Origin of the sequence: Anaerococcus hydrogenalis DSM 7454, from assembly GCF_000173355.1 — a bacterium.
Lineage (GTDB): Bacteria > Bacillota > Clostridia > Tissierellales > Peptoniphilaceae > Anaerococcus > Anaerococcus hydrogenalis.
Genome location: NZ_ABXA01000047.1, coordinates 31,913 through 55,012, shown reverse-complemented (window position 1 = coordinate 55,012; position 23,100 = coordinate 31,913). Strand labels below are relative to the sequence as shown.

19 protein-coding genes and 4 pseudogenes are annotated in these 23,100 nt (G+C 31.5%); all 23 read right to left on the bottom strand.

Translation table 11 applies throughout. The features are described 5' to 3' along the window. Nucleotides 1–261: 261 nt before the first annotated feature. Nucleotides 262–1,320, bottom strand: coding sequence for a ribonucleotide-diphosphate reductase subunit beta (locus ANHYDRO_RS08650; RefSeq protein ID WP_004815803.1), 1,059 nt, complete (start codon nucleotides 1,318–1,320; stop codon nucleotides 262–264). A 356-nt stretch (nucleotides 1,321–1,676) separates the two neighbouring features. Beyond that, a pseudogene (locus tag ANHYDRO_RS08645) lies at nucleotides 1,677–4,193 on the bottom strand (ribonucleoside-diphosphate reductase subunit alpha); the annotation flags it as partial. A gap of 417 nt (nucleotides 4,194–4,610) precedes the next feature. Further along, on the bottom strand, nucleotides 4,611–5,105 hold the full coding sequence (locus ANHYDRO_RS08640) for an RDD family protein (protein WP_004815800.1): 495 nt from the start codon (nucleotides 5,103–5,105) through the stop codon (nucleotides 4,611–4,613). Nucleotides 5,106–5,113: 8 nt separating this feature from the next. Further along, nucleotides 5,114–6,115: a signal peptide peptidase SppA gene (gene sppA, locus ANHYDRO_RS08635; RefSeq protein ID WP_004815799.1), complete on the bottom strand. Its 1,002-nt coding sequence runs from the start codon at nucleotides 6,113–6,115 to the stop codon at nucleotides 5,114–5,116. A gap of 264 nt (nucleotides 6,116–6,379) precedes the next feature. Then, on the bottom strand, nucleotides 6,380–8,413 hold the full coding sequence (gene ftsH, locus ANHYDRO_RS08630) for an ATP-dependent zinc metalloprotease FtsH (RefSeq protein WP_004815796.1): 2,034 nt from the start codon (nucleotides 8,411–8,413) through the stop codon (nucleotides 6,380–6,382). Next, nucleotides 8,414–8,881: a MarR family winged helix-turn-helix transcriptional regulator gene (locus ANHYDRO_RS08625; protein WP_004816362.1), complete on the bottom strand. Its 468-nt coding sequence runs from the start codon at nucleotides 8,879–8,881 to the stop codon at nucleotides 8,414–8,416. It abuts the gene before it with no gap. Between the two features lie 173 nt (nucleotides 8,882–9,054). Further along, entirely contained in the window at nucleotides 9,055–9,894 is an 840-nt protein-coding gene (locus ANHYDRO_RS08620) for an NAD(P)/FAD-dependent oxidoreductase (protein WP_004815790.1), read from the bottom strand. Then, on the bottom strand, nucleotides 9,894–10,196 hold the full coding sequence (locus ANHYDRO_RS08615) for a thioredoxin family protein (protein WP_004816358.1): 303 nt from the start codon (nucleotides 10,194–10,196) through the stop codon (nucleotides 9,894–9,896). The genes ANHYDRO_RS08620 and ANHYDRO_RS08615 overlap by 1 nt, the downstream gene beginning before the upstream one ends. A 31-nt stretch (nucleotides 10,197–10,227) precedes the next feature. After that, nucleotides 10,228–10,824, bottom strand: coding sequence for a P-II family nitrogen regulator (locus ANHYDRO_RS08610; protein ID WP_004815786.1), 597 nt, complete (start codon nucleotides 10,822–10,824; stop codon nucleotides 10,228–10,230). Then, a complete protein-coding gene (locus tag ANHYDRO_RS10945) occupies nucleotides 10,824–11,345 on the bottom strand; it encodes a DUF1538 domain-containing protein (RefSeq protein WP_004815784.1) in 522 nt (173 codons plus the stop codon). Before ANHYDRO_RS10945 ends, ANHYDRO_RS08610 begins: the two co-directional genes overlap by 1 nt. 29 nt (nucleotides 11,346–11,374) lie before the next feature. Next, on the bottom strand, nucleotides 11,375–11,551 hold the full coding sequence (locus ANHYDRO_RS10940) for a hypothetical protein (protein ID WP_004815781.1): 177 nt from the start codon (nucleotides 11,549–11,551) through the stop codon (nucleotides 11,375–11,377). A 72-nt stretch (nucleotides 11,552–11,623) separates the two neighbouring features. Continuing rightward, nucleotides 11,624–12,169: pseudogene (locus ANHYDRO_RS10935) on the bottom strand (DUF1538 family protein). A gap of 142 nt (nucleotides 12,170–12,311) precedes the next feature. Continuing rightward, a complete protein-coding gene (gene pta, locus ANHYDRO_RS08600; protein ID WP_004815775.1) occupies nucleotides 12,312–13,298 on the bottom strand; it encodes a phosphate acetyltransferase in 987 nt (328 codons plus the stop codon). Nucleotides 13,299–13,363: 65 nt separating this feature from the next. Next, nucleotides 13,364–13,834 (bottom strand): DUF4446 family protein, encoded by a 471-nt coding sequence (locus tag ANHYDRO_RS08595; protein ID WP_004815773.1) that lies wholly within the window; start codon nucleotides 13,832–13,834, stop codon nucleotides 13,364–13,366. Then, a pseudogene (locus ANHYDRO_RS08590) lies at nucleotides 13,819–14,428 on the bottom strand (cyclodeaminase/cyclohydrolase family protein). Before ANHYDRO_RS08590 ends, ANHYDRO_RS08595 begins: the two are co-directional and overlap by 16 nt. Further along, entirely contained in the window at nucleotides 14,415–15,251 is an 837-nt protein-coding gene (locus ANHYDRO_RS08585; RefSeq protein WP_004815767.1) for a ParB/RepB/Spo0J family partition protein, read from the bottom strand. The pseudogene ANHYDRO_RS08590 and the gene ANHYDRO_RS08585 overlap by 14 nt, the downstream one beginning before the upstream one ends. 2 nt (nucleotides 15,252–15,253) lie before the next feature. Further along, nucleotides 15,254–16,279, bottom strand: a complete 1,026-nt coding sequence (locus ANHYDRO_RS08580; protein ID WP_004815765.1) for an AAA family ATPase — start codon at nucleotides 16,277–16,279, stop codon at nucleotides 15,254–15,256. Then, nucleotides 16,257–17,464: pseudogene (locus ANHYDRO_RS08575) on the bottom strand (CinA family nicotinamide mononucleotide deamidase-related protein). The gene ANHYDRO_RS08580 and the pseudogene ANHYDRO_RS08575 overlap by 23 nt, the downstream one beginning before the upstream one ends. 51 nt (nucleotides 17,465–17,515) lie before the next feature. Continuing rightward, the gene (rsmG, locus tag ANHYDRO_RS08570; RefSeq protein WP_004815759.1) at nucleotides 17,516–18,145 is read right to left on the bottom strand and encodes a 16S rRNA (guanine(527)-N(7))-methyltransferase RsmG; all 630 of its coding nucleotides are present in this window, start codon (nucleotides 18,143–18,145) and stop codon (nucleotides 17,516–17,518) included. After that, nucleotides 18,138–20,039, bottom strand: coding sequence for a tRNA uridine-5-carboxymethylaminomethyl(34) synthesis enzyme MnmG (gene mnmG / locus ANHYDRO_RS08565; protein WP_004815757.1), 1,902 nt, complete (start codon nucleotides 20,037–20,039; stop codon nucleotides 18,138–18,140). Before mnmG ends, rsmG begins: the two co-directional genes overlap by 8 nt. Beyond that, nucleotides 20,026–21,390, bottom strand: a complete 1,365-nt coding sequence (mnmE, locus tag ANHYDRO_RS08560) for a tRNA uridine-5-carboxymethylaminomethyl(34) synthesis GTPase MnmE (RefSeq protein ID WP_004815755.1) — start codon at nucleotides 21,388–21,390, stop codon at nucleotides 20,026–20,028. Before mnmE ends, mnmG begins: the two co-directional genes overlap by 14 nt. Nucleotides 21,391–21,494: 104 nt before the next feature. Then, a complete protein-coding gene (gene jag, locus ANHYDRO_RS08555) occupies nucleotides 21,495–22,340 on the bottom strand; it encodes an RNA-binding cell elongation regulator Jag/EloR (RefSeq protein WP_004815752.1) in 846 nt (281 codons plus the stop codon). Then, entirely contained in the window at nucleotides 22,306–23,064 is a 759-nt protein-coding gene (locus ANHYDRO_RS08550; RefSeq protein ID WP_004815751.1) for a YidC/Oxa1 family membrane protein insertase, read from the bottom strand. Before ANHYDRO_RS08550 ends, jag begins: the two co-directional genes overlap by 35 nt. Nucleotides 23,065–23,100 lie beyond the last annotated feature (36 nt).

Genomic DNA, 23,100 nt, shown 5'->3' with positions numbered 1-23,100 from the left:
TTCTATCCTCTCCCTTCTAAAATTATTACTTTTCATAAAGTACTTTACAAAAAAACGGGTATCTCGATATCGATTATCACTATCGCTTTTTATTATACAAAATTGTATAAAAAAAAACAATAAGTATCATCATGTTTTTGAAAGATGTAATTTTTTTTACAATTTATTTTTCTATAGGTATTTAAAATAAAAAAACTGACCCTTATAAGTTAGTTTTTAATCTAACTTATAAGGGTCAGTTCCTTTTTAAAATTTTATATTTTATAAATCATCCTCAATAACTGAAGATTTAGAATAAGCTGAAACTTTTCCTTCAAAGAAGTCTGTTTTTACTTGATTTGGATCTGAATATTCGCTTACCCATTTCATTGATTGAGGCTCTTCTTCATAACCTTCATAAATTTTTCCAAGTCCTAGTCCTTTTGCCCTTAGATTTCCCAAATATTTTATATAATCTTCAATCATTTGTGAATTTAAGCCTTGGATTTCATCTCCAATGGCATATTTTCCCCAGGCAATTTCTTGTTCTACTCCTTCTTTTAATAAGGATAGGTAAAATTCTTTTAATTCATCAGTAAATAAATCTGGTCTTTCTTCTTTTAAATCATTTATCATTGACCTAAATAACCACAAGTGGGTATTTTCATCCCTATTAATATATCTAATTTCTTGGACAGTTCCTGGCATTTTTCCATTTCTTCCAAGATTGTAGAAAAATGAAAATCCTGAATAGAAATAAATTCCTTCTAGGATATAATTTGCAATCAAAACTCTCATCAAATTAAATTCACTATCATCTTTTATAAATTCATTGTATTGGTCACCAATAAATTTATTTCTTTTTAAAAGATGTTCATCTTCCTTCCACAAATACAAAATTCTTGTTCTCTCATCAGGAGAGCAAATTGTATCTAGTATGTAGGAATAGGATTGGGAGTGAATTGCCTCTTGGTAGGTTTGGATTGCAAGGCAAAGATTTATCTCATTTGCTGTTATATAGGTTTGAAGATTTGGCAAATTTGCTGTTTGGATTGAATCAAGATAGGTTAAAAATGACAAAATCCTATCATAGGCCTTTTTTTCAGCCTTAGATAAATTTCTATAATCTTTAATATCTTGGTTTAAATTAATTTCTTCTGGAATCCAGAAATTGTTCATGGCTTGACGGTACCAATCATTTGTCCATGTGTATTTTACATTGTTAAAGTCATTAAGGTTGGTTGTATTTCCATTTATAATTCTTCTTTTAGAAAGGTCAATATCCCCTTCTTCATTAAAAATTCCTCTTTTAGAAACTTCTTCCTTATATTTTTTTTCCATGTTTTCTCCTTTATTAAAATAAGTCCTAATTCTTATTTACCCAATTTTTTCTATAAAATCCTAATACTAAATTGAAAGAAGCGAAGCTTCTTACAAAATTAGCCCGCGCAGCGGTCGGTTGCAGGGGGTTAATAAAGTAAGGGCTTGGGGATATAATTATTGAAATTGTGCCAGTGGTACAATTTCAATAATTATACCGTGGACTTTATTCGTAGTTTTAATTCTAAATTGAATTTTGATTTAAGATTTTTTTAATTTTAAAAAGTAAGTTAGCGTAGTAAAAGGGGAGAATCGAAACTCCCCCTTTCTTCCCCCAAATCCGAAGTAATTAATTTTATATTATTTAAAAAATAAATTTATGACGCACATGAATCACAATCTTCAACTTCTAGAGATTTTCCTCTTACATAATATAGGGATTTTACTCCAGCTTCCCATGCTGTTAGGTAGATATTTAAAATTTGTCTCATTGTGTATTCTGTTGTTATATAAACATTTACTGATTGGGCTTGGTCTATGTGTCTTTGTCTTACTCCACATGCTCTCATTGAAATATTTTGGTCAATATTGTAGGCATTTTCGTATAGCCAGAAAGTTTTTGTATTTAGTCCTGGGGCAACTCTTGGCACTATTGCTCCTTTTTTTTCTTCTAGGAAATATTTGTTCATTATTGGGTCAACTCCTGCAGATGTTCCTGAAATTATTGAGGTTGATCCTGTTGGAGCAATTGCCAATAAATATCCGTTTCTAAGTCCATTTTTGTGAACTTGGTCTTTTAATTTTTCCCATCTTTGACTTTCATATCCTCTTTGTTTGAAATAATTGCCATTATCCCAATCACTTCCTTCAAAACAAGAATATGATCCTTTTTCTTTGGCTATTTCATTTGATGCCTTGATGGCAAAATAATTTATATCTTCATAAACCCTATCTACAAATTCAAGATGGGCTTCTTCTTCTGACCATTTTATGTCATTTTTAACTAGCATATGATGATAACCACTTGTTCCAAGACCTATTGCCCTGTATTTTTTATTAGTTACTTTTGCATAAGGAGTTGGGTAGTAATTTAAGTCTATTACATTATCAAGAGCCCTTACTATTGTTGATACCACTTCTTCCAATTCTTCCTTGTCATTTACATCAATATTTCCAAGAGTTAGGCTTGCGAGATTACATTCTACAAAATCTCCAGGTTTGGTTGTATTTACAATTACTGTTTCCCCATCAACAGTTTTGATTTCTTCGCTTACTGTCTCTGATGGGCTCATGTTTTGGGCAATTTCTGTACAAAGATTTGAGGAATAGATAATTCCCTTGTGCTTGTTTGGATTTGCCCTGTTTACTGCATCTCTATTAAATACAAAAGGTGTTCCTGTTTCTGTCCATGATTTTATCAAAAGTCTAATCAAATCTTTGATTGCAATTACTCTTTTTGAAATTTCTTTGTCTTTTACAAGCTTATGGTAAAATTCTTCAAATTCTTCCCCATAGGTATCTTCTATTGATTTGCCATATTTTACCAAAACTTCGTGAGGATCAAACATGTACCAATCTCCACCAATATTATCCCTACATTCTTTCCAGAAAAGATCTGGAACACAAACTGCTGGGAAAATATCGTGGGCCTTCATCCTGTCATCACCGTTATTTGTTCTTAGGGATAAAAATTCTGGCATATCCTTGTGCCAAATATCCAAATAACAAGCCACAGCCCCTTGTCTAACCCCTAATTGGTCAACGGCAACTGCAGTGTCATTGGCAAGTTTTATCCACCTTATAACTCCACCTGCTACATTTTTTATTCCCCTAATATCAGAACCTTGGGCCCTAACTTTTCCAAAATAAAGTCCCATTCCACCTCCGTGTTTTGAAACTTGGGCAAAGTTTGTAATTGAACGGTAGATTCCTTTTAAGGTATCTGGAACTGTATCTATAAAACATGAAGAAAGTTGGTTGAAAGGCTTTCTGGCATTGGTCATGGTTGGAGTTGCCATGGTTGCCTTTAATTGGGATAAGATATCATATAATTTTTTTGCAAAAGATACCCTATCTTTTTCGCCAATGGCAAGGTGCATTGAAATTCCCATAAACATTTCTTGGACACTTTCAATGTATTCACCTTCAAAAGTTTTTATTAAATATCTTTTTGCAACTAAATCAAGACCTGAATAGGTAAAAAGCTTATTTCTTTCTTCTTTTAAATAAGCTCCCAACTCCTCTAAATCTTTGTTAGTATAAGATTCTAAAATATATGCTCCATAAAGACCAACTGAAGTTAGATATTGGATTTTTGACCTAAAATCAACAATTTCATATTTTTCTTCGCTAAGGCTAATTTTTAAATTTATAAGATGAATCATAAATCTTGCAGCAATAAATTCCCAATCTGGAGCTTCCTTACTTGTAAGCTCACTTGCAGCCTTGATAAGGGCGTTTAACAAGGCCTCCTTGGTCATATTTGCCTTGGTAAATGATTCAAATTTCAAATATAAGGATTCTATTGGGTATCTTTGATTATCATATTCTTCATTAATATCCTTAATTATTGAAAGGGTATAGTCATCATCAATATAGGATTCAAAATCTGTTAAGACCTTCCTATCCATATTGTGTTTTGCCCTATAAAGAATATAAGATTTTACTTCCTTGTAATAATTATTTTCAATTAATTCAAGCTCAACCAAGTCTTGAATTTCCTCAACTGTAACCACGTGGTCTTTGGGATATCTTTCCTTGATTGTATTTTCTATATTTAGAGAAATTTTATCCAAATTTTCTTCACTAATTACAGAATCTACTGACCTAAAAGATTTAAAGATTGCACGATTTATCTTTTCTCTTTCAAAGTCAACAACTTTTCCATCTCTTTTTTAACTTCCATGTTCACCCCTAAATATTGTTATTTTTATATCTAATACACTATATATTGTGTTTACTCCAAATTTTCTACCTAACAATCATACCACAAGATCTGACCTTTAAAAAGTATAAAATACTTATAATTTTTAAAAATATAATAAAATTTTAAAAACTTCCACAAAAAAAGATATATCTTGAAAAATCAAAATATATCTCAGGTATTGACAGTATGCAAATCCTCATGCTAAGAATATCATACGTAAAAAATTGTATTGATTTCAAATTTAAAAATTCGTTAAAAATCGCACTGTATGAGAGCTTTGCTCGAGTTTGCGATTTTAGAATTTTGAAATTTAGAAATCGACAATTTTGGGAGTTCGATATTCGTGCTTGAGGATTTATATAAACATAATATTCTTAATTCTTATTTAATTTTCAAAAAGATAATCTACTACATCATCTTTTATTACTACAGTATCCACCAGCATATCTGCCAAGGATTGTTTGTTTGGGCTAAATCCTACTATTAAATACAAGATTTTTATGAAATTTTGAATGTATCTTGCAAAAACTTCCCTAACTAAGCAATCAAAAAATGATAATTTTTCATCACTAAGGGATATGACCCTAATTCCTACAGCCATTTTTCCTAAAGTTTGGCCATTATTCAAATAAGTTAGGATGAAAAAGTACAACAGGCAAATTCCCGTTTCTATAAAAGGATTTAATTCTATATTCATAAAGGTTAAATCCGGGCTTATTTGAAAAATTTTCAAAATAATATTTGAAAAAGAATAGGCAACTATTGAATCTATAGTAAAGGCCACAAGTCTTAAGAAAAATCCTGCATAGGCAAATTTAGGTATGGATATTGTTTTTTGATTATTTAAAGTATTATTTTCAATTACTTCCATATTTTCCATTTTATCACCTATTTTCCATAATAATACATTGGTAGTGGGGAATCTTTTTCCATTAACTCTTTTATGATTGAAAGGTCTGATGAAGAATTTTTATTTAAAAGATTTTCTGCTTTAGAAAAAAATCTAGAAAATGAAGCCATATCATCATCATATTGGTAGACTTCTGGATTATTTAATTTGAAATCTTTTTTCATATCTTCTATAGCTAGGTCTAAATCACCAATCTTATCTACAAGACCATTGTTTTTGGCTTGAGCTCCATCATAAACCCTACCATCTGCAAGTTTTCTAACCTCATCTTCCTTCATAGACCTACCTTGGGATACAATTTTTACAAACCTATCAAAGGAAGAATTTATGAGGTCTTGGAAATATTTTTTTTGCTCATCTGTCATATCTTTGCCAACAGATCCTGCATCTTTCATCTTTCCAGTTGTAATATTTTGTTGTTTAATTCCATATTTTTCAAAAAGACCTTGGAAGGATGTTGATGACATAATTACACCAATTGATCCTGTAAGGGTTTCGTTTGAGGCGTAAATCCTATCAGTTGGGGCAGAAATATAGTATCCACCACTTGCTGCCATGGTTTTCATAACAGTAAATACCGGGATTTTTTTATCCTTTTGAATTTTTTTGATTTTATTGGCAATTTGCTCAGAATTATAAACAGCTCCACCTGGGGAATTTACTTGCATAATAAGTCCCTTAACAGAATCATCATCATATACATCGTCAAGTTGGTCCATAAAGTCATCATAAACTTGTCCGTCTCCAATTGCTCCCTCATAAGATAAAACAGCTATTTTGTTTTTGCTATCTCCCTTTTCAAGAGTCTTTTTATTTGCAGTTGCAGAAAAAGGATTGAATTGGTTAAAATATTGGTTTTTCAATTCCTCACTTTTTTTCTCAGCTTGCTTTTCACCCCTATTTGATACAATAGTAGATGCCACAAACAAAAGTAGGGCAATAGCAACAGCTATCCATCTTTTGCTCTTGTTTTTTTTCATATATACTCCTTTAAATTTTTTTCTTTCAATATTTATACTATATTATTCTAAATTTAAAGATTCAAGGAAAAGTTTTGATTTTTCCCAACAATTGAGTACAATGAAAAGGCAAGACAATTATCGTTAACACTAGAGAAATTGTTTTTGTATAGTCTCTTAATTGAGGCTATTTACATAGAGGATTTTTACCAAAAAGCTTAAATGTGCAGGTGAAAATCCATTTTTTTATTATAAAAAAAAAGCCCCGAGGGGCTTTTAATTTTACTAATCTTCTTTTTTATCTTTATCATCTTTCTCATCTGATCCTAGGGCTATTACATGGTCAGGTTCATTTTCCTTTAATGTATCTTCCAATTCTTTTTTCAAATCATCGGTTGAGTTTTCACTAGAATCTTGGTCTTTTTTATCATGATTTTCTTCTAATTTTTTATCAGAATTAACTTCTTCATTTTCTACAGGTTTTTTATTTAATATATTCATAAATTGCTCGCCTGTAATTGTTTCTTCTTTTAAAAGGAAGTCTGAAATTTCATGAAGTTTATCAAGATTATCTTTTAGAATTTCTATAGCTCTCATGTGAGCTTGAGCTATGATTTTTCCTACCTTTTGGTCAATCTTATCTCCAGTTCCATTTGAAACTATCATAGACCTTTGACCACCAAGGTATCTTCCTTGGATTTGTTCAAGTTGCATAAAGTCAAAGTCTTCATCCATACCATAAATTGTTACCATATTTCTTGCTATGGCTGTAGCCTTTTCTATATCGTTACTTGCTCCGGTTGTTTTTGCATTAAAGATTAACTCTTCAGCACTTCTTCCACCTGCCAAGGTTACAATTTCATCAAACAATTCTTGCTTGGTCATGATAAATTTCTCATCCTTATCGACAGTCATTGTATAACCCAAAGCTCCACCAGTTCTTGGTACTATAGTGATTTTTGTTACTGGAGTTTTTTGTGTTTGAATAGCTGCAACTAAAGCGTGTCCTACTTCGTGGTAGGCTATAATTTTCTTTTGATCATCTGAAATAACTGCATTTTTCTTTTGAGCTCCTGCTATAACTGTTTCTATAGATTCTTCAAGGTCAATTTGGGTTAGCCTATTACGTCCTTCCCTAACAGCTCTTAGAGCACCTTCGTTTACAATATTTGCAAGATCAGCTCCAGAGGTTCCTGCAGTTCTTTTTGCTATTTCTTCATAGTCAATGTCATTTTCACGCTTAATTTTTTTGGCATGAACTTTTAATATGTCTTCACGACCCTTTAAATCAGGTAGTTCTACTTGAACTCTTCTGTCAAATCTTCCTGGTCTTGTTAAAGCTGGGTCCAGGATTTCAGGTCTGTTGGTTGCAGATAATAAAACTACTCCTTCAGTCGCATCAAATCCGTCCATTTCATTTAACAATTGGTTTAGGGTTTGCTCACGTTCATCATTTCCAGAATATCCAGAAACATCACGTTTTTTACCAATGGCATCTATCTCATCTATAAATACTATACAAGGAGCCTTTTCCTTTGCTTGTTTGAAAAGATCACGAACCTTACTTGCTCCCATTCCTACAAACATTTCAACAAATTCAGAACCTGAAATTGAGAAAAATGGAACATTAGCCTCACCTGCAACTGCTTTTGCAAGTAAAGTTTTACCTGTTCCTGGAGGACCTACAAGTAAGACACCCTTTGGTAAAACAGCACCAATTTCCTTATATTTTTGAGGTCCATGAAGAAAATCTACAACCTCATTTAAACTATCTTTTGCCTCTTCTTGGCCTGCAACATCAGCAAAAGTTTTTCCAGTTTTGTTTTCCATATAAATTTTGGCATTTGACTTTCCAAAATTCATAAAGTCTCCACCACCACGGCCTCCCATGGTTTTTGATAGGGACCTGTTTGCCATATAAAAAATTAAAAGCAAAAATAAAAGTGGAAGTATACTTGTGACAAAAAGTGTAAGCCATGGGCTCATTTTTGTTTCAACTTCCTTAGTAAAGGTTAAATTTTTGTGTTTTTTACTAGCTTCTAATAATCTTTCAGTAAGGTCAGTATCTGGCCACAAGCCTGTAATAAATTTTTGCTTATCTCCATCAACTACAGCTGTGAAAGTATAGTTGTAATCATCTTTTGTAACTTCCCTAACTTGTCCATTATCAATCATGGAAACAAATTGAGAATATGTTATCTCTTTTGGTTTTCCTTCTGCCCTAATTGGTTGTAATATTTGTTGGATAACCAAAAAGGCGACTATGGCAATTATCCAATAGTAGACTAGAGGTCTCTTGCCCTTTTTTATTGATGGCATCTATAAACCACTCCTAACAATATATTCATCTAATAAATTATCTAATGAACCTAATTCATCTATTATAGTTTTCAAATTAGCATTTATATTTTTCTCATCAACTTCTGGTTTGATTTTATCAAAATATTTGCTAACCTTGCTTGCTGCATCTAATCCTTTATCTGTTAATTTTACATTAACAACTCTTTCATCTTCATCAGACCTGTTTCTATCAACAAAGCCTTGTTTTTCTAATTTTTTACAAATATTAGAAATATTTCCCCCATTTACACCTATGGATTTTCCAAGATTTCCAATAGAAACTGCATCCTTTGATGCTGAAAGGGTCATAATCATCTTAAGTTGAAGGGTTGTTACACCCAATTCTTGAGCTGTTTCTTGTAAAAGTAAATCTATCTTATGTGATATCTCTCTAATCATTGAAAATATAGAGTTATTGAATTCAAAAAAATCTATGTGTCTTGTCATTTAAGCCTCCTACAATTTATTCTACTTAAATATTATTCTACATATATTAGAACAAATTTCAAGTAAAAATAAAGAATATTTTTGATAATTAATTTTAATTATGTATTAATTGTGTTTTTCAAAAAATTAATGCCATACCCTAAAGTATGACATTTTATGTTTCACGTGAAACATTATTTATAACTTGCTGCATTTAAGCCAGCAATTTGTCCTTGGCCAACTGCCTTGTTGATTTGATAAGGTCTTCCAACTATATCACCACAAGCAAATAAGCCCTTTATATTTGTTTGCATATTTGAATCAACTTTTATATGGCCATTTTCAATTTTTACTGAAGGAGCTAGGCTTTGTGGTTTTGAAGAATTTTTTATAACAAAAAATCCATCAGCCTCAATTTTTTCCCCATCTTCTAAAATTAAAGAAGATGCCTTCATATCTCCAATAAATTCTTTAGGTTTTTTATTTATAATTTTAATACCTTGGTCAAGCTTTATATCTTTATTTTTTGGATTTATAAAGATAGTCTCTTTAGCAAGCTTATTTATAAAGTTTGCCTCATCTATTGCCTCATCATTTAAGCCTACTAGGACAACTTTCTTTCCTTTATATAGACTTGCATCACAGGTTGCGCAGTAAGAAATTCCCTTGGCAAAAAATTTATCCTCACCTTCTATGGATTTTCCCATATCAACTCCTGAAGCTAGGATACAAGTTTTTGATGTAAGCATTTTATCTCCAAGATCTACTGAAAAATAATCACCCAAGGCATAAACTGCCTTGATTTTTTTATCCATTATTTCTACTGGATACTCCTTTATATGGTCTATAAATCTTTGGTATAAATCCTTACCTTCCAAGTCCTTAAAGCCCAAATAATTTTTTATTGAGGGACTTTTTTCAATGGCCTTTGATTTTTTTCCTATTATTAAAACTTTTTTCTTTCTTATACTTGCATTAAGACCTGCAGCTATTCCTGCAGGTCCAAATCCAACAACTATTAAGTCGTAATCCATTATTTAAGCTTTTCTACTTCTTCAAGAATAACTTCTTTAGCTTGGAAACCCACTAGGGTATTTTTTAATACTCCACCCTTAAATAACATCAATGATGGGACTGCATTTACATTATATCTTCCTGCAAGTTCTGGACTTTGGTCAACATCTACAGAATATATTTCTAATTTATCTTCCATTTGTTCAAGAACTGGCTTTTGCATCTTACAAGGTCCACACCAAGTTGCTGAAAAATCTACCAAAACTATTCCATCATTTTCTAAAACATGTGTATCAAATTCGCTTGTATTTATCTCTTTCATAATATCCTCCATTTTTTATAATTATACCGTCTTAATTTTGCTCAACAAGTCCACGAACGTCTGAAACTGGCAAGGAGAAAAGTATTCCTTGAGAATTTTCTTCCAGATTCATAGCCTCATAAATGGAGCTTTTAACTTTTTCAGATATTTCTTTTTTGATTAACATTATGACAATATCTTTTTCAGGTTCAATTGTCATATTTAAAAATACTGATTTTTTTTGAATACCTGATCCTCTTCCATGGACAACAGTAGCTCCCCTTGCCCCTTCTTTTTGGGATATTTCTATAACCTTATCTGCATTTTCTTTGTTAACTATTACATACAAAGCTTCATATTCCATATTAACTTCTCCTTTTAAGTCTAGTGGTGTTGTAAACATTATAGATGTATTTTTCTTATCGAATTTTTCTTTTAACTTATCTAACAAGTCCTTTACCAATTCATCATTTACAAGGGCTGATACTATTTCTTTTTTTTCTTTGTTAATTCCCAAAGCTTCCAAAATATGATCATTGGCAGAGCCTTCTGCCAAAAGGCAAGAAATTGACTTAGCACCGTGTTTTTCTAATTTGTCCATAAACTTAGATCCTTTTGATCTTGATGTTATTATTCTTAAATATTTCATTATCCTTCTATGGCCTCCTTATAAAAAGATCCCATTATCATTATTGTTATTACTGGCATTAAAGCCACAAAGGCTATTACTCCAAATCCATCTGCTACATTTCCTGCAACACCTTGACAAAAGGCAAGGATAAAGGTTGCTGTCATTGGGCCTGATGCAACTCCTCCCGAATCAAAGGCAATTCCTACAAAAAGTTGGGGAACATTTCTTGATACGATTAGGGCAAGCAAAAATCCTGGTACTATTAGCATCCATAATTTAAACCCTTCAATTTTTATCCTAAACATAGCAAGCATTACTGCAAAGGCAACTCCAAGTGAAAGGGCCTTCATTATTGAAGACTTATGAATTGATCCTCCTGTAACTTCTTCTACCTGCTCTGATAATACAAAAACTGCAGGCTCTGCCAAAACAACCAAAAGTCCTAAGATAAATCCTATTAATGGAACAAGTTTAAAATCTGCATAATTTTCTCCCATTACTCTTGCAAGTTCCATGAATCCACCTTCAACGCTTGCCAAAAATATTATAAGGCCTAGGTAGGTGTAGATTAGACCAAGATGTATATTTTTTTTATTTTAATTTTAAAAACTAATTTATCCATTACAAAAAATACCAAGCTTATTGGAACTATTGCAAAGGTCGCTGATTTAAAGCCTGAATATATGGCTGACGTATGAGCCACTTCTTCTATCAAGACATTTGATGAATCTATTGAAAGGCTCATCAACAATCCTGCAAGGATTGGTCCTGCTGATGCAATGCCTACAAGGCCAAAGGAGTTTTCTTCCCCCTTACTTTATCCTTTTAACTTACTTACACCAAGGCCTAGAGCTATAATAAAGGGAGTGGTCATTGCCCCTGTTGTAGCCCCTGATGCATCAAAGGCTATAGCATGACCTAGATCATTTGTTATAAGCATGAGGATAAAAATTACCCCATAAACTACCATCATAAGGATTGAAAGTTTAATTTCTTTAAATATCCTGTAAAGACCAATTGATATCATTACTCCAACACCTGCAGATATTACTGCTACTATCAAAAATGATTTTAATCCAACTGCACTTCTTACTTGGTTTGCTAAAATTAAAAGGTCAGGTTCTGCAACTGAAATTATAAATCCAATAAATATTCCAAATATTACTACCTTTTAAATATTTTCAGATTTTGCTATAAAATCTCCCATAAAAGATCCTATTTTTGATATGGATAGGTCCACTCCTGTTAGGAAAATGGAAAGACCTAAGATTACTCCCAGGCATCCTAATAAAAAATTTCCTACTAATTTATTATCTACCGGCCTAAATAAGTTTAATATTAAAACTAAAATTGCTATAGGCACAACGGCCTTTGCATTTTGTTTTACTTCATCTTTAAATATAATTGCCACCTCTTTTTATTGTGTTTCATTGTCTATATGTTTTATAGTTAATTTTTTTGTATAACAAAAGAGGCAATCAAATGACTGTCTCTTTTATTTTTTCTTAATCTCTAACTTGGTTAGCTGTTAGAATTGTTAGTTTATATACATCCTCTTCGTTACATCCTCTTGAAAGGTCATTTACTGGTTTGTTTAACCCTTGAAGTATTGGTCCTAAAGCTTCGTAATTTCCAAGTCTTTGACCAATTTTATATCCAATGTTTGCAGCTTGTAGGTCTGGGAATATAAATACTTTTGCCCTTCCAGCAACATCTGAGTTTGGAATTTTCTTTCTTGCTACTTGTGGTGAAATAGCTGCATCAAATTGCATTTCTCCATCAATTCTTAAGTCTGGATCCATTTCTTTTGCAAGTTTTGTAGCTTCTTCTACCTTTCTTGCAAGTTCGTGTTTAGCTGATCCTTTTGTTGAAAATGATAGCATAGCAACTATTGGTTCTATACCAAATTCTTCAGCTGTTCTTGCAGCTTCTACTGCAACTTCTGCAAGTTCATTAGATTGAAGGGTAATATTAATTGCTGTATCTGCAAATAATAATTTTTCCCCGTTAGGTCCAAGCATAATCATAACACCAGAAACCCTATTTACACCTTTTCTTGTTTTGATAAGTTGTAGGGCTGGTCTTACTGTATCTCCAGTTGGATGAGCTGCACCTGAAACCATTCCGTCTGCTTTTCCTGTTTCAATAAGCATAGTTCCGAAATAGTTGTTGTCTTTCTTAAGAAGATATTCACCATCTTCTCTTGTATTTTTGCCTTTTCTAAGCTCAACGTATCTATCTACTAATTCATCAAGTAGTTCACTTTCTCTTGGGTTAATAATTTGGATATCTCCTAATTTTACCCCTTCTTGGTCTGCTACTTTTTGAATTTCATCTTTGTTACCAAGTAATATTGGAACTATAAGTCCATCTTCATTGTGTCTTATAGCTGCTCTTAATACTCTTGAATCATCGCCTTCTGGAAATACTATTGTACGGTTTTTACCCCTAATATTTTCAGTAGCGAGTTCCATAACTCCATCGTTTGCCATAATAACCTCCTAATCATAAATCGATTTTAGCATTACTATTATACCCTATTTGAAGAAATTTTCTTCTATAATTTTGCTTTTTCTAAACACTCCTTTTCCCTATCAGATAATTCTTGTAAACTTTCTCCATTTACTATTTCCTTAAGGTAGGTATTTGATCCATCTTGGGAATAAAGATTTGTTAAAACAATTCCATTATGGTAAGAATCTAGAAGGGTTAAGGAAAATGAATTTTTTCCTCTTTGGCTATCAAAAGCATCAAAATGTACAACAGCCATCTTACTTACAGCTCCCATTGATGAAGTTTTCGTATCAGAAGCCCTTTGGTCAAGAGACCTAATTTCTCTACTTGACTCTTCAATTTGGTCATTAAGTTGTAAAATTAATTCTTCCATATTAATATCAGGATTTTTTCCCCTTAATAGGTGGTCATACCTTCTTTTTTGTCTTCTTAATTTGTTGTTGTTTGATTTTATCATTGAATATTCAAAAATAACAAGAATAAATAAGATAATTATGGCTATTGTTTGTCCCATTTCTTTATCCTTTCATCGATGATTTTTTTATTATCCTTATACAACTTATCACAAAATTTTATGATAGATTTGTAATTTGTCTTTTCTATTTTTTCATCTGTTAGGTTTTCTTCATTCATAGTAAGATTTATAAAAGAAGAATGTATAGCTTCTTTAACAAGCCTTAGTCCAATCTCCCCATCACTTATTGCTTCGATTTTTCCATGTTTTAGAATAAAATCACAATCTTGTAGGATAATTATCATTAGTTCAATGGTTCTTTTTGGTGCCTTATTTGCCTCAATTATATAATCATCATAATTTGAGATATTTTCATCTTTATAGGCCCTTATTAAAAGATTAACCTTGTCTATATCTTCTTGCATCAATTCTTCTAATTCTGATGAATATTTTTTAAATTTCTTTTCTATTTTTTTGAGACTTTTTATTTAATTTTTCATCCCCATAATCTTTTTTTGCCATCATTAATATTAAATTTAAGCCAAGATTTCCAACCAAACTTGTTATAGCTCCACCACCAGGATTAGCAGTTTTTTTTCTAGTATTATTAATTAGATTTTTAACTGTAAAATCAATTATCTTATTTTTTTCCATTTTTTATACTCCAATATAAATTTTCTATATCATCTATAGAAAAACAATCTATACTTACCCTATATCCTTCCTTATTCTTTCTAATTTCTACTTTTGAATTTAAAAGATCTATAAATTTTTCCTCAAAATCTTCAAAGAGTATTTGGTCTAAATTTTGATCATCTTTAATAGACTTGTTTTTTCTAGATTTTTTTTCTACTTTTCTTATATTTGTTTTCTTATTCTTAAAATCATCTAGAGATTTTTTTCTATCATCTTCATCTTTTATAGAAAGAAGGGTCCTTGCCTGTGATGAAGAAATATTTCCTTCTTGTAGTTCTCTTTTTGAATTTTCATCAAGTTTTAAAAGCCTTAGGCTATTTGCTATATAAGACCTTGATTTACCAACAGTTTTTGCAACCTCATCTTGGGTCATATTATAGTTTTGACACAATTCATTATAGGCATTCGCCTCTTCAAGACCTGTCAAATCTTCTCTTTGCACGTTTTCAACTATAGAAAGAATATCTATATTCTTGTTATCAACATTTTTAATAATTGCATCAATTTCTTTATGCCCTAAAAGTTTACTTGCCCTAAACCTTCTTTCACCAGCAATAATTTCATATTTAATCCCGTTTTTTCTAAGAACAATTGGATTTAAAAGGCCATATTTTTCTATTGACTGGCTAAGACCTAAAAGAGCCTTATCATCAAAATTTTTTCTTGGTTGATCTTTTCTAGTATAAATTTTTTCCATAGGAATTCTTACTATGGTCTTATTTCTTTTATTATTTTCTGGAATCAGAGACCCAAGTCCCCTACCCAAAGATTTTTTTGTCATAGCTAATCCCTCTTCTCATTATTTAATAACTTGTTCTCGTTAAATGAAAACTTATTTTTATGAACTAATCCTTGATCAGCTTCTTCACTTTTTTCTATCTTATCCTTAACTTTTTTATCTTCTTTATTATCTTTTACTATCTCTTTATCTTCAGACTTATCTTTTTCTATTTCTTTATCCTCTGTCTTATCTTCTGGATTTTTTTCTAAAAGCTCTTCAGAATTTTCTTGTGAAACTTTTTTTGTTTTGGATTCCTTTGATTTGTCCTTTAAATTATTTTCAATAAGCTCTTTTGCAAGGTCCATATAGGCCCTAGCTCCCTTTGAATTTTCATCATAAACAATTGCACTTTTTCCAAAAGAAGGGGCCTCAGCGAGTTTTATATTTCTTGGAATCATTGTAGCAAAAACTTTATCCTTAAAATATGACTTAACTTCTTCTACAACCTCGTAAGACAGATTTGTTCTTTGGTCAAACATACAAAGTAAGATTCCTTCTATTTCTAAGTCTTCTTTTATGGAATTTTTTACTGTGTTATAAGTTTTTAATAATTCACTAACCCCTTCCAAGGCATAATATTCTGTTTGAATAGGAATTATTATTGAATCACTTGCAACAAGAGCATTTAAAGATAAAAGTCCCAAAGAAGGAGGACAGTCTATCAAGATAAGGTCAAAGTCTTTTTTTATTTCTTCTATTATTTGATATAGCATTTTTAATCTTTCTTCCTCATCCAAACTTACAAGCTCAACTTCTAAGCCTGACAAGGAATTTTCACTTGCTATCAAATAAGGACCGTCATCAGTTTTTACTATGTAATCCTTGTAATCTTCTACATAAAACATCTTATAAATAGATTTTTCGACCTGGTTTCTATCGAGACCAAGTCCTGTTGTGGTATTTGCTTGAGGGTCAAAATCAATTACCAAAACTTTTTTACCTAACTTTGAAAGGGCAACAGCAAGATTTACAACACTAGTTGTTTTGCCTACTCCCCCTTTTTGATTAAATATCGATATTGTCTTCATACTTTCCTCTCATCATTAATATGGCAAGATCCATAGCCCTATTTTTTGCAAATAGTCTCGCCTTATTCCTATCAGCTGAAAAATTAAATTCTTTAATAATTTTCTTATCCTTATATTTTAAGCCTAAAATTATTTCTCCCTTGTGGGCATAGCCTGTTGAAATAATACAAAGATCTGCCAATGTGTGCTCATACAAACCATCTAGCATTTCTATGGCACATTCACTGCTTACAGCTCCATACTTTTCTAATGTTTCATGTGAAACATTTAAGGTTTTTCTTTTATCCTATCTGAATAAGTTACAAAAGCTTCTTCTATTACTTCACTTGCACCGGCTATATCAATAATTGAAGAGGCAATAAATCCTCCTGTTACTGACTCAGCAGTTGAGACTTTTTCTTTTCTTTCTTTTAATAAATTTATTAATGTTTCTTCTTTTCTAAGGCTATCATCAGAAATTAAAAGATCTTTGAAAACATCCTTAACTTCCTTTTCTTTTTCCTCTAAAAGCCTATCTACTTCATTTTCACTTTTGGCCTTAGCAGTAATTCTCAAATATCCACCCTGATTGTTAAAGTAAGGAGAGATTGTAGGATTTTTAGAAGATAGGTCTATCCTACTAGCCATATCCCATTCACCCAACAAGGCGATTTTTAAATTTCTAGACTTAATAATAGAATCATGGCTTAGGTGGTTTTTAAGTTTATGTTCAAACATATACTCCATTTCTCTTGGTGGACCTGGTAGAAGAATTATTTTATTTTTTAAAATACAACCTGGGGCTGTTCCACGATCATTATCCAAAATTATAGCATCTTTGGGAAATTTTGCTTGCTTTAAATTTATTTTCATAGCCTTTTTCTTTTTTGCAAAATAAGACTCCAGCCTTTCTTTAGATCTTGGATCCACAATAACTTGGTCTTCTTGACCCAATACTTTAATAGCAATTTCCTTTGTTATATCATCTTCTGTTGGTCCAAGCCCTCCTGTTGTAAAAATATAATCAACATTCTCTACAGCTTCTTTAAAGGCCTTGTACAACCTATCAGGATTATCCCCAACAGTAGTCATTTTAAAAACATCTATTCCTAACTCAGTAAGTTTATTAGCTAGAAATTTGGAATTAGTATCAGTTATATTTCCTAGTAAAATTTCTGTGCCTACAGAAATTATTTGTGCTTTCATAAAACCTCTTTTCTATAATTCAATAAAAAAAATGTTTCACGTGAAACATTTTTATAATGGGTTTTTCTTTGGTAGGTTTTTACCTCTTGGGTATTTCTTTTTTGTTGACCTTACTTTTTTAATCAAGATATTTTTTCTTGTATTTCCATGAAGGTCCATACTATCTATATTTATAAGCTCCCCACCCAAGATTTTCAAGGCATTTTTAGCATCTTCATATTCTTCTTCAGCCTTAGGTCCTTTCATAGCTATAAAAATTCCTCCTACCTTTAAAAAAGGTAGGGCATACTCTGAAAGTGTGGATAAATTTGCCACAGCTCTTGATATAACCATGTCAAATTCTTCCCTATGTTCTTTTGCAAAGTCTTCTGCCCTAACATGGATAGCTCTTGTATTTTTAAGGTCCAACTCTTCTATGACTTGGTTCATAAAATTAACTTTTTTATTTACAGAATCAATCAGGGTTAGGTCAAAGTCTTTTTCTATCCTTAATGGGATTCCAGGAAATCCTGCCCCAGATCCTATATCTAAAACCTTCATGCCTTCATTAATATATGACTTTATAGTAAGGGAGTCTTCGAAATGTTTAATTTTTATTTGATCTGGTTCATCAATCGTTGTCAAATTAAATTTTTTATTAGTTTCTATTAGCATTTGCCCATATTTTTCAAACTTATCCATTTAAATCTCCTGCCTTTAATCTAATCAAAAGCACATTTATATCTGCTGGGGAAACACCAGATATTCTTGATGCTTGACCTATTGAATCAGGTTTTATTTTGTTTAATTTTTCTGCAGATTCTTTTTTAAGTCCCTTTATCTTTGTATAGTCTGTATCATGGTCAAGTTTTTTATTTTCAAGCTTTTTAAACTTTCCAATATCTGCCATTTGTTTTTTAATATAGCCTTGGTATTTGATTTCAGTTTGGACTTGTATTTGTTGGAATTTTGGAAGTGTTGGTCTATCTCGATCTAGGATTTCAAGCTTTTCGTAGGTTAATTCTGGTCTTTTTATTAGGTCAAATAGGCTATAACCAGTTTTTAAAGGGCTTGATCCAATTTCTTCCATTATTTTATTATTTTCTTGGCTTGGACCAACCATTATCTTTTGAAGTCTTTTTATTTCACCTTCAATATTTTTTCTTTTTTCAATCATTTTTTGGTAACGCTCATCTGTAACCAGACCAATTTCATGGGCCTTTTCAGTAAGTCTTAAGTCAGCGTTATCTTGTCTCATAGTAAGTCTATATTCACATCTTGATGTCATCATCCTGTAAGGCTCATTGGTTCCTTTTGTTACCAAATCATCAATTAAGACCCCAATATAGGCATCAGACCTATCTAAAATCAAAGGGTCATCCCCCCTTAATTTTAAGGCTGCATTTATTCCTGCAACCAGCCCTTGACCTGCTGCCTCTTCATATCCACTTGACCCATTTATTTGTCCTGCAAAAAATAAATTTTCAATTTCTTTTGACTCTAAACTCCTTTTTAAGTTTGTAGAATCCAAGCAATCATATTCTATTCCATATGCAGGTCTTATAATTTTACAATCTTCAAGACCTTCTATTGTTTTATAAAATTCTTTTTGAACTTCTTGGGGAAGGGTTGAAGAAACACCTTGAACATACATTTCATCAGTTGAAAGACTTTCAGGCTCAATAAATACTTGATGGATGTCCCTATCAGGAAATCTTACCATCTTATCTTCTATAGATGGACAATATCTAGGTCCAATTCCTTTTACAAGACCTCCATACATAGGAGACCTTTCTAAGTTTTCCATGATAATTTCTTTTGTTTTTTCAGTAGTATATGTCAAATAACAAGCTTCTTGCTTTTTGTCAGAAAAATCCTTCCCTTCATTTAAAAATGAAAAAGCAACAATATTTTCATCACCTTTTTGAATTTCAGTCTTTGTTAAATCCAAACTTTTCCTATCAACCCTAGCAGGAGTTCCCGTTTTAAAACGTCTTAGGGAAAAACCTAATTCCTCTAAGCTATCAGAAAGATGGGTTGCTGCTGAAAGACCATGGGGTCCTGATGTTTTTTGAAAATCTCCCATGAGGATTTTTCCATTTAAATAAGTTCCTGTACAAACTACACAGGCCTTGGTTGGAAAAATTGCCCCTTGAACTGTTTCAATACTTTTTACTTTTCCATCTTCCACATTAATCTTATCAACTTCTTGCTCGAATAAGTCCAAATTTTCTTGGTTTTCAAGAGTTTTTTTCATCTCTTGGTGGTATTTTATTTTGTCAGCTTGAACCCTTAGAGAATGAACTGCAGGTCCTTTAGATGTATTTAGCATCCTTGATTGGATAAAGGTCTTATCAATGTTTATTGCCATTTCTCCACCAAGGGCATCAATTTCTCTAACTATGTGGCCCTTTCCTGTTCCACCAATATTTGGATTACATGGCATATCAGCCACAGATTCCATACTTGTAGTTAAAACCAAAGTTTTAAAACCAAGTCTTGCACTACTCAAGGCTGCTTCACATCCTGCATGACCTGCTCCTATAACTACAATATCATAAGATTCATCTATATATTTTTTATTACTTTCCAACACAAAACTCCCTAAATACTTTATCCATTATTTCATCCGAAACAGTTTCACCTATAATTAGTCCCAAATCATCATAAGAAGATCTCAAATCTACCTCTACACAATCAATAGGAACAAAAGATTTAATATCCTTCAAAGATGACTGTAGTTTTTCTTTTGAAGAATTTAAGAGTCTCTCATGTCTTAAGTTTGTAATCATCAAAGACTCTTTATTTAATTCCTTAGAATCAAAAATATCAAAAATAGCTCCTTCAAGCTTATCAATTCCATCCCTTGAAACCATAGATGTTTCAATTATTGTAAAATTTTCATCAAAATCCTCTTTTGAAATTTTTGAATCTAGGTCAATTTTATTTAAAATAATAATAGCATTTTTTCCCTTCAATAGATCTAGAATAATCTTATCTTCCTCATCAATCTCTCTTGACCTATCAAAAATTGCTATAATCAAATCAGCACCTTGAGCCAATTCTTTTGACCTTTGTACCCCGATTTTTTCAACCTCATCGTGAGTTTCTCTAATACCTGCTGTATCATTTATCTTTAATGTTAAATTTCCAAGGTTAATATACTCTGTAATAGAATCCCTAGTTGTTCCAGGAATATCAGTTACTATAGCCCTATTTTCATTTAATAAGACATTTAAAAGAGAAGACTTTCCTACATTTGGTTTACCTATAATTGTAGTTTCTATCCCATCTTTTACCAATTTTCCCTTGTTAGCAGTTGATAATAGCTTTGTAATTTCATCATTTGCCCTATCCATATATTCAACTATATCATCAAGAGGAAGATCTTCCCCATCTTCGGTAAAATTGATTGAATATTCAATTCTTGATAAGGCTTCAAGCTCAATTTTTCTTATTTCTTCTATTTTTTCTCTCAACAAACCTGATAATTGTTTTAAGCCTTGCTTTTGTGAAATCTCGTTTGTGGAATTTATAATATCTAAAACTGCCTCAGCTTGAGATAGGTCTATTCTTCCGTTAAGAAATGCTCTTTTAGTAAATTCTCCCCTATCTGCAAGTTCACATCCTAAATCTAATAGTAGGTTTAAAATATCCCTAACAGAAATCATTGATCCGTGACAATTTATTTCACAAATATCTTCCCTAGTATAGGTATTTGGTCCTTTCATAAAGTTAACCATAACCTCATCATAAATACGGCCATCTTTTTCAATATGCCCGTATCTCATCATCCTATTATCTTTATCCCTATCCAAAGCCCTTTTATTAATTGGCTTGAAAATCTTTTTTATAATGTCAAAAGATTTATCGCCACTCATACGAACTATAGATATACCACCACTTCCTTGGGGTGTAGAAATTGCTGCTATTGTAGATTCACTCATAATTCATCCTTTCTTAAATGACTGTTTACCTTTGACATAAACATTCTTTAAATATTATACATTAATTTTACCAATAAAAAAAGATGTTTCACGTGAAACATCTCTTATTTATAATCAACCACAACAAATCTTTTTGGTTCAACTCCCTCTGAGTGGGAATCAAGCTTATCATATTTTGAAATTTGTTCGTGAGCAAGTCTTCTTTCATATGAATTCATATATTTTAAATTCCAACTTTTTCTGGTTTTCAAAACTTTTTTGCAAGCTTGGTCTGCAAGCATGATTATCTTTTCATCTCTTCTTTTTTTGTAGTTGTTTATATCAATATTAAGCTTAACCTTGTTTGACCTAGCCTTTATAATTTTTCTAATGACAGTTTCAATTGCATCAAGTGTCTTACCACCCTTGCCGATTACAATGCCTGTATCTCTTGGATCAATTTTAGCTTCAAGCTTAATAATATTATCTTCAAGATTTCCAATTACTTTTACATCTTCAAAGTGCATATCAATAAGGATTATTTCTAAAAGATCTTTGGCCTTATAATAAAGGCTAACTTCATCTTCTTTATCCTCTTCATTTTTAACCTCAAGATCTAAAGACTCTTTTTCATCTTCCAATTTAGGTTCCAAGAGCTTACTTTCTTCAATATCTTCTTTATTTTCTTCTTGAATTTCTTCTGATATTTTTTTTACATCAAATTCTTTTTCAAGATCTTTTTTAGTGTCTTCTTCGATTTCTTTGATCAAAGAATCAATTCCCTCATTAATATCTTCTTGGTAAGATACCTTAACAACAGCATCCTTTTGACCAATAAGACCCAAAAATCCTGTTGATTCTTCTTCTAAAACATCAATTTCAACTTCGTCTATTGATTTATTAATCTCTTTTAAAGCTTCTTTTATAGCTTCATCTTTAGTTTTTGCTGTTTTTACTATTGATCTTTTCATTTTCTTCCTCTTTATCTCTTTTGCTTAGACCAATTAAGTATTGACCACCAAGGATTATAAGTCTTGCAAGTGAACTTGTTGTCCAATAAAGTGGCAAACCTGCTGGTAGGTTTCTAAATACAAAATAATAAATAATTGGCATAATCATAAGCATATTGTTCATAGAACCCATGCCTGGAGTATTTTGAGCCTGGCTTTGTGGTGAAGTTTTCATAGTAAAAACTTGAACCGCTAACTGGCTTATACTTGTTAAAAGTGGTAGACCATAAAATAAAGGATCTGCTTTTGAAAGGGTTGGAACCCATAAAAAATTATCCTTAACTTGGTGCATTGATCCTTGGAAAATATATTTGTCAGGACTTTGTATTACCCTATATAAAGATAAAAGTATCAATAATTGAAAAATCATAACAAGACATGATGAAAGTCCTGGTCCTACTCCTTCTTCTTTATACAATTGTTGCATTTTTTGTTGCATAATTTGAGGGTCATAGGCATATTTTTTCTTAATCTCTTCAATTTTAGGTTGAATTTCCCCACTTTTTGCAGCTTGCTTTTGTTGATTCATAGTCATTGGTATTGTAATTAAAGAAACCAAGACTGTCATTAAAATAATTGAAATAGCATAAAAACTCATATTTGATGGTTCAGTAAAATTATTTACCAATGAATCATAAATAAGTTTCATTAAGCTACCCAATAATTGTGCTATAAAATTTAACATTATTTCTCCTAATCTTAAGTGTAAATATAAAAAAAA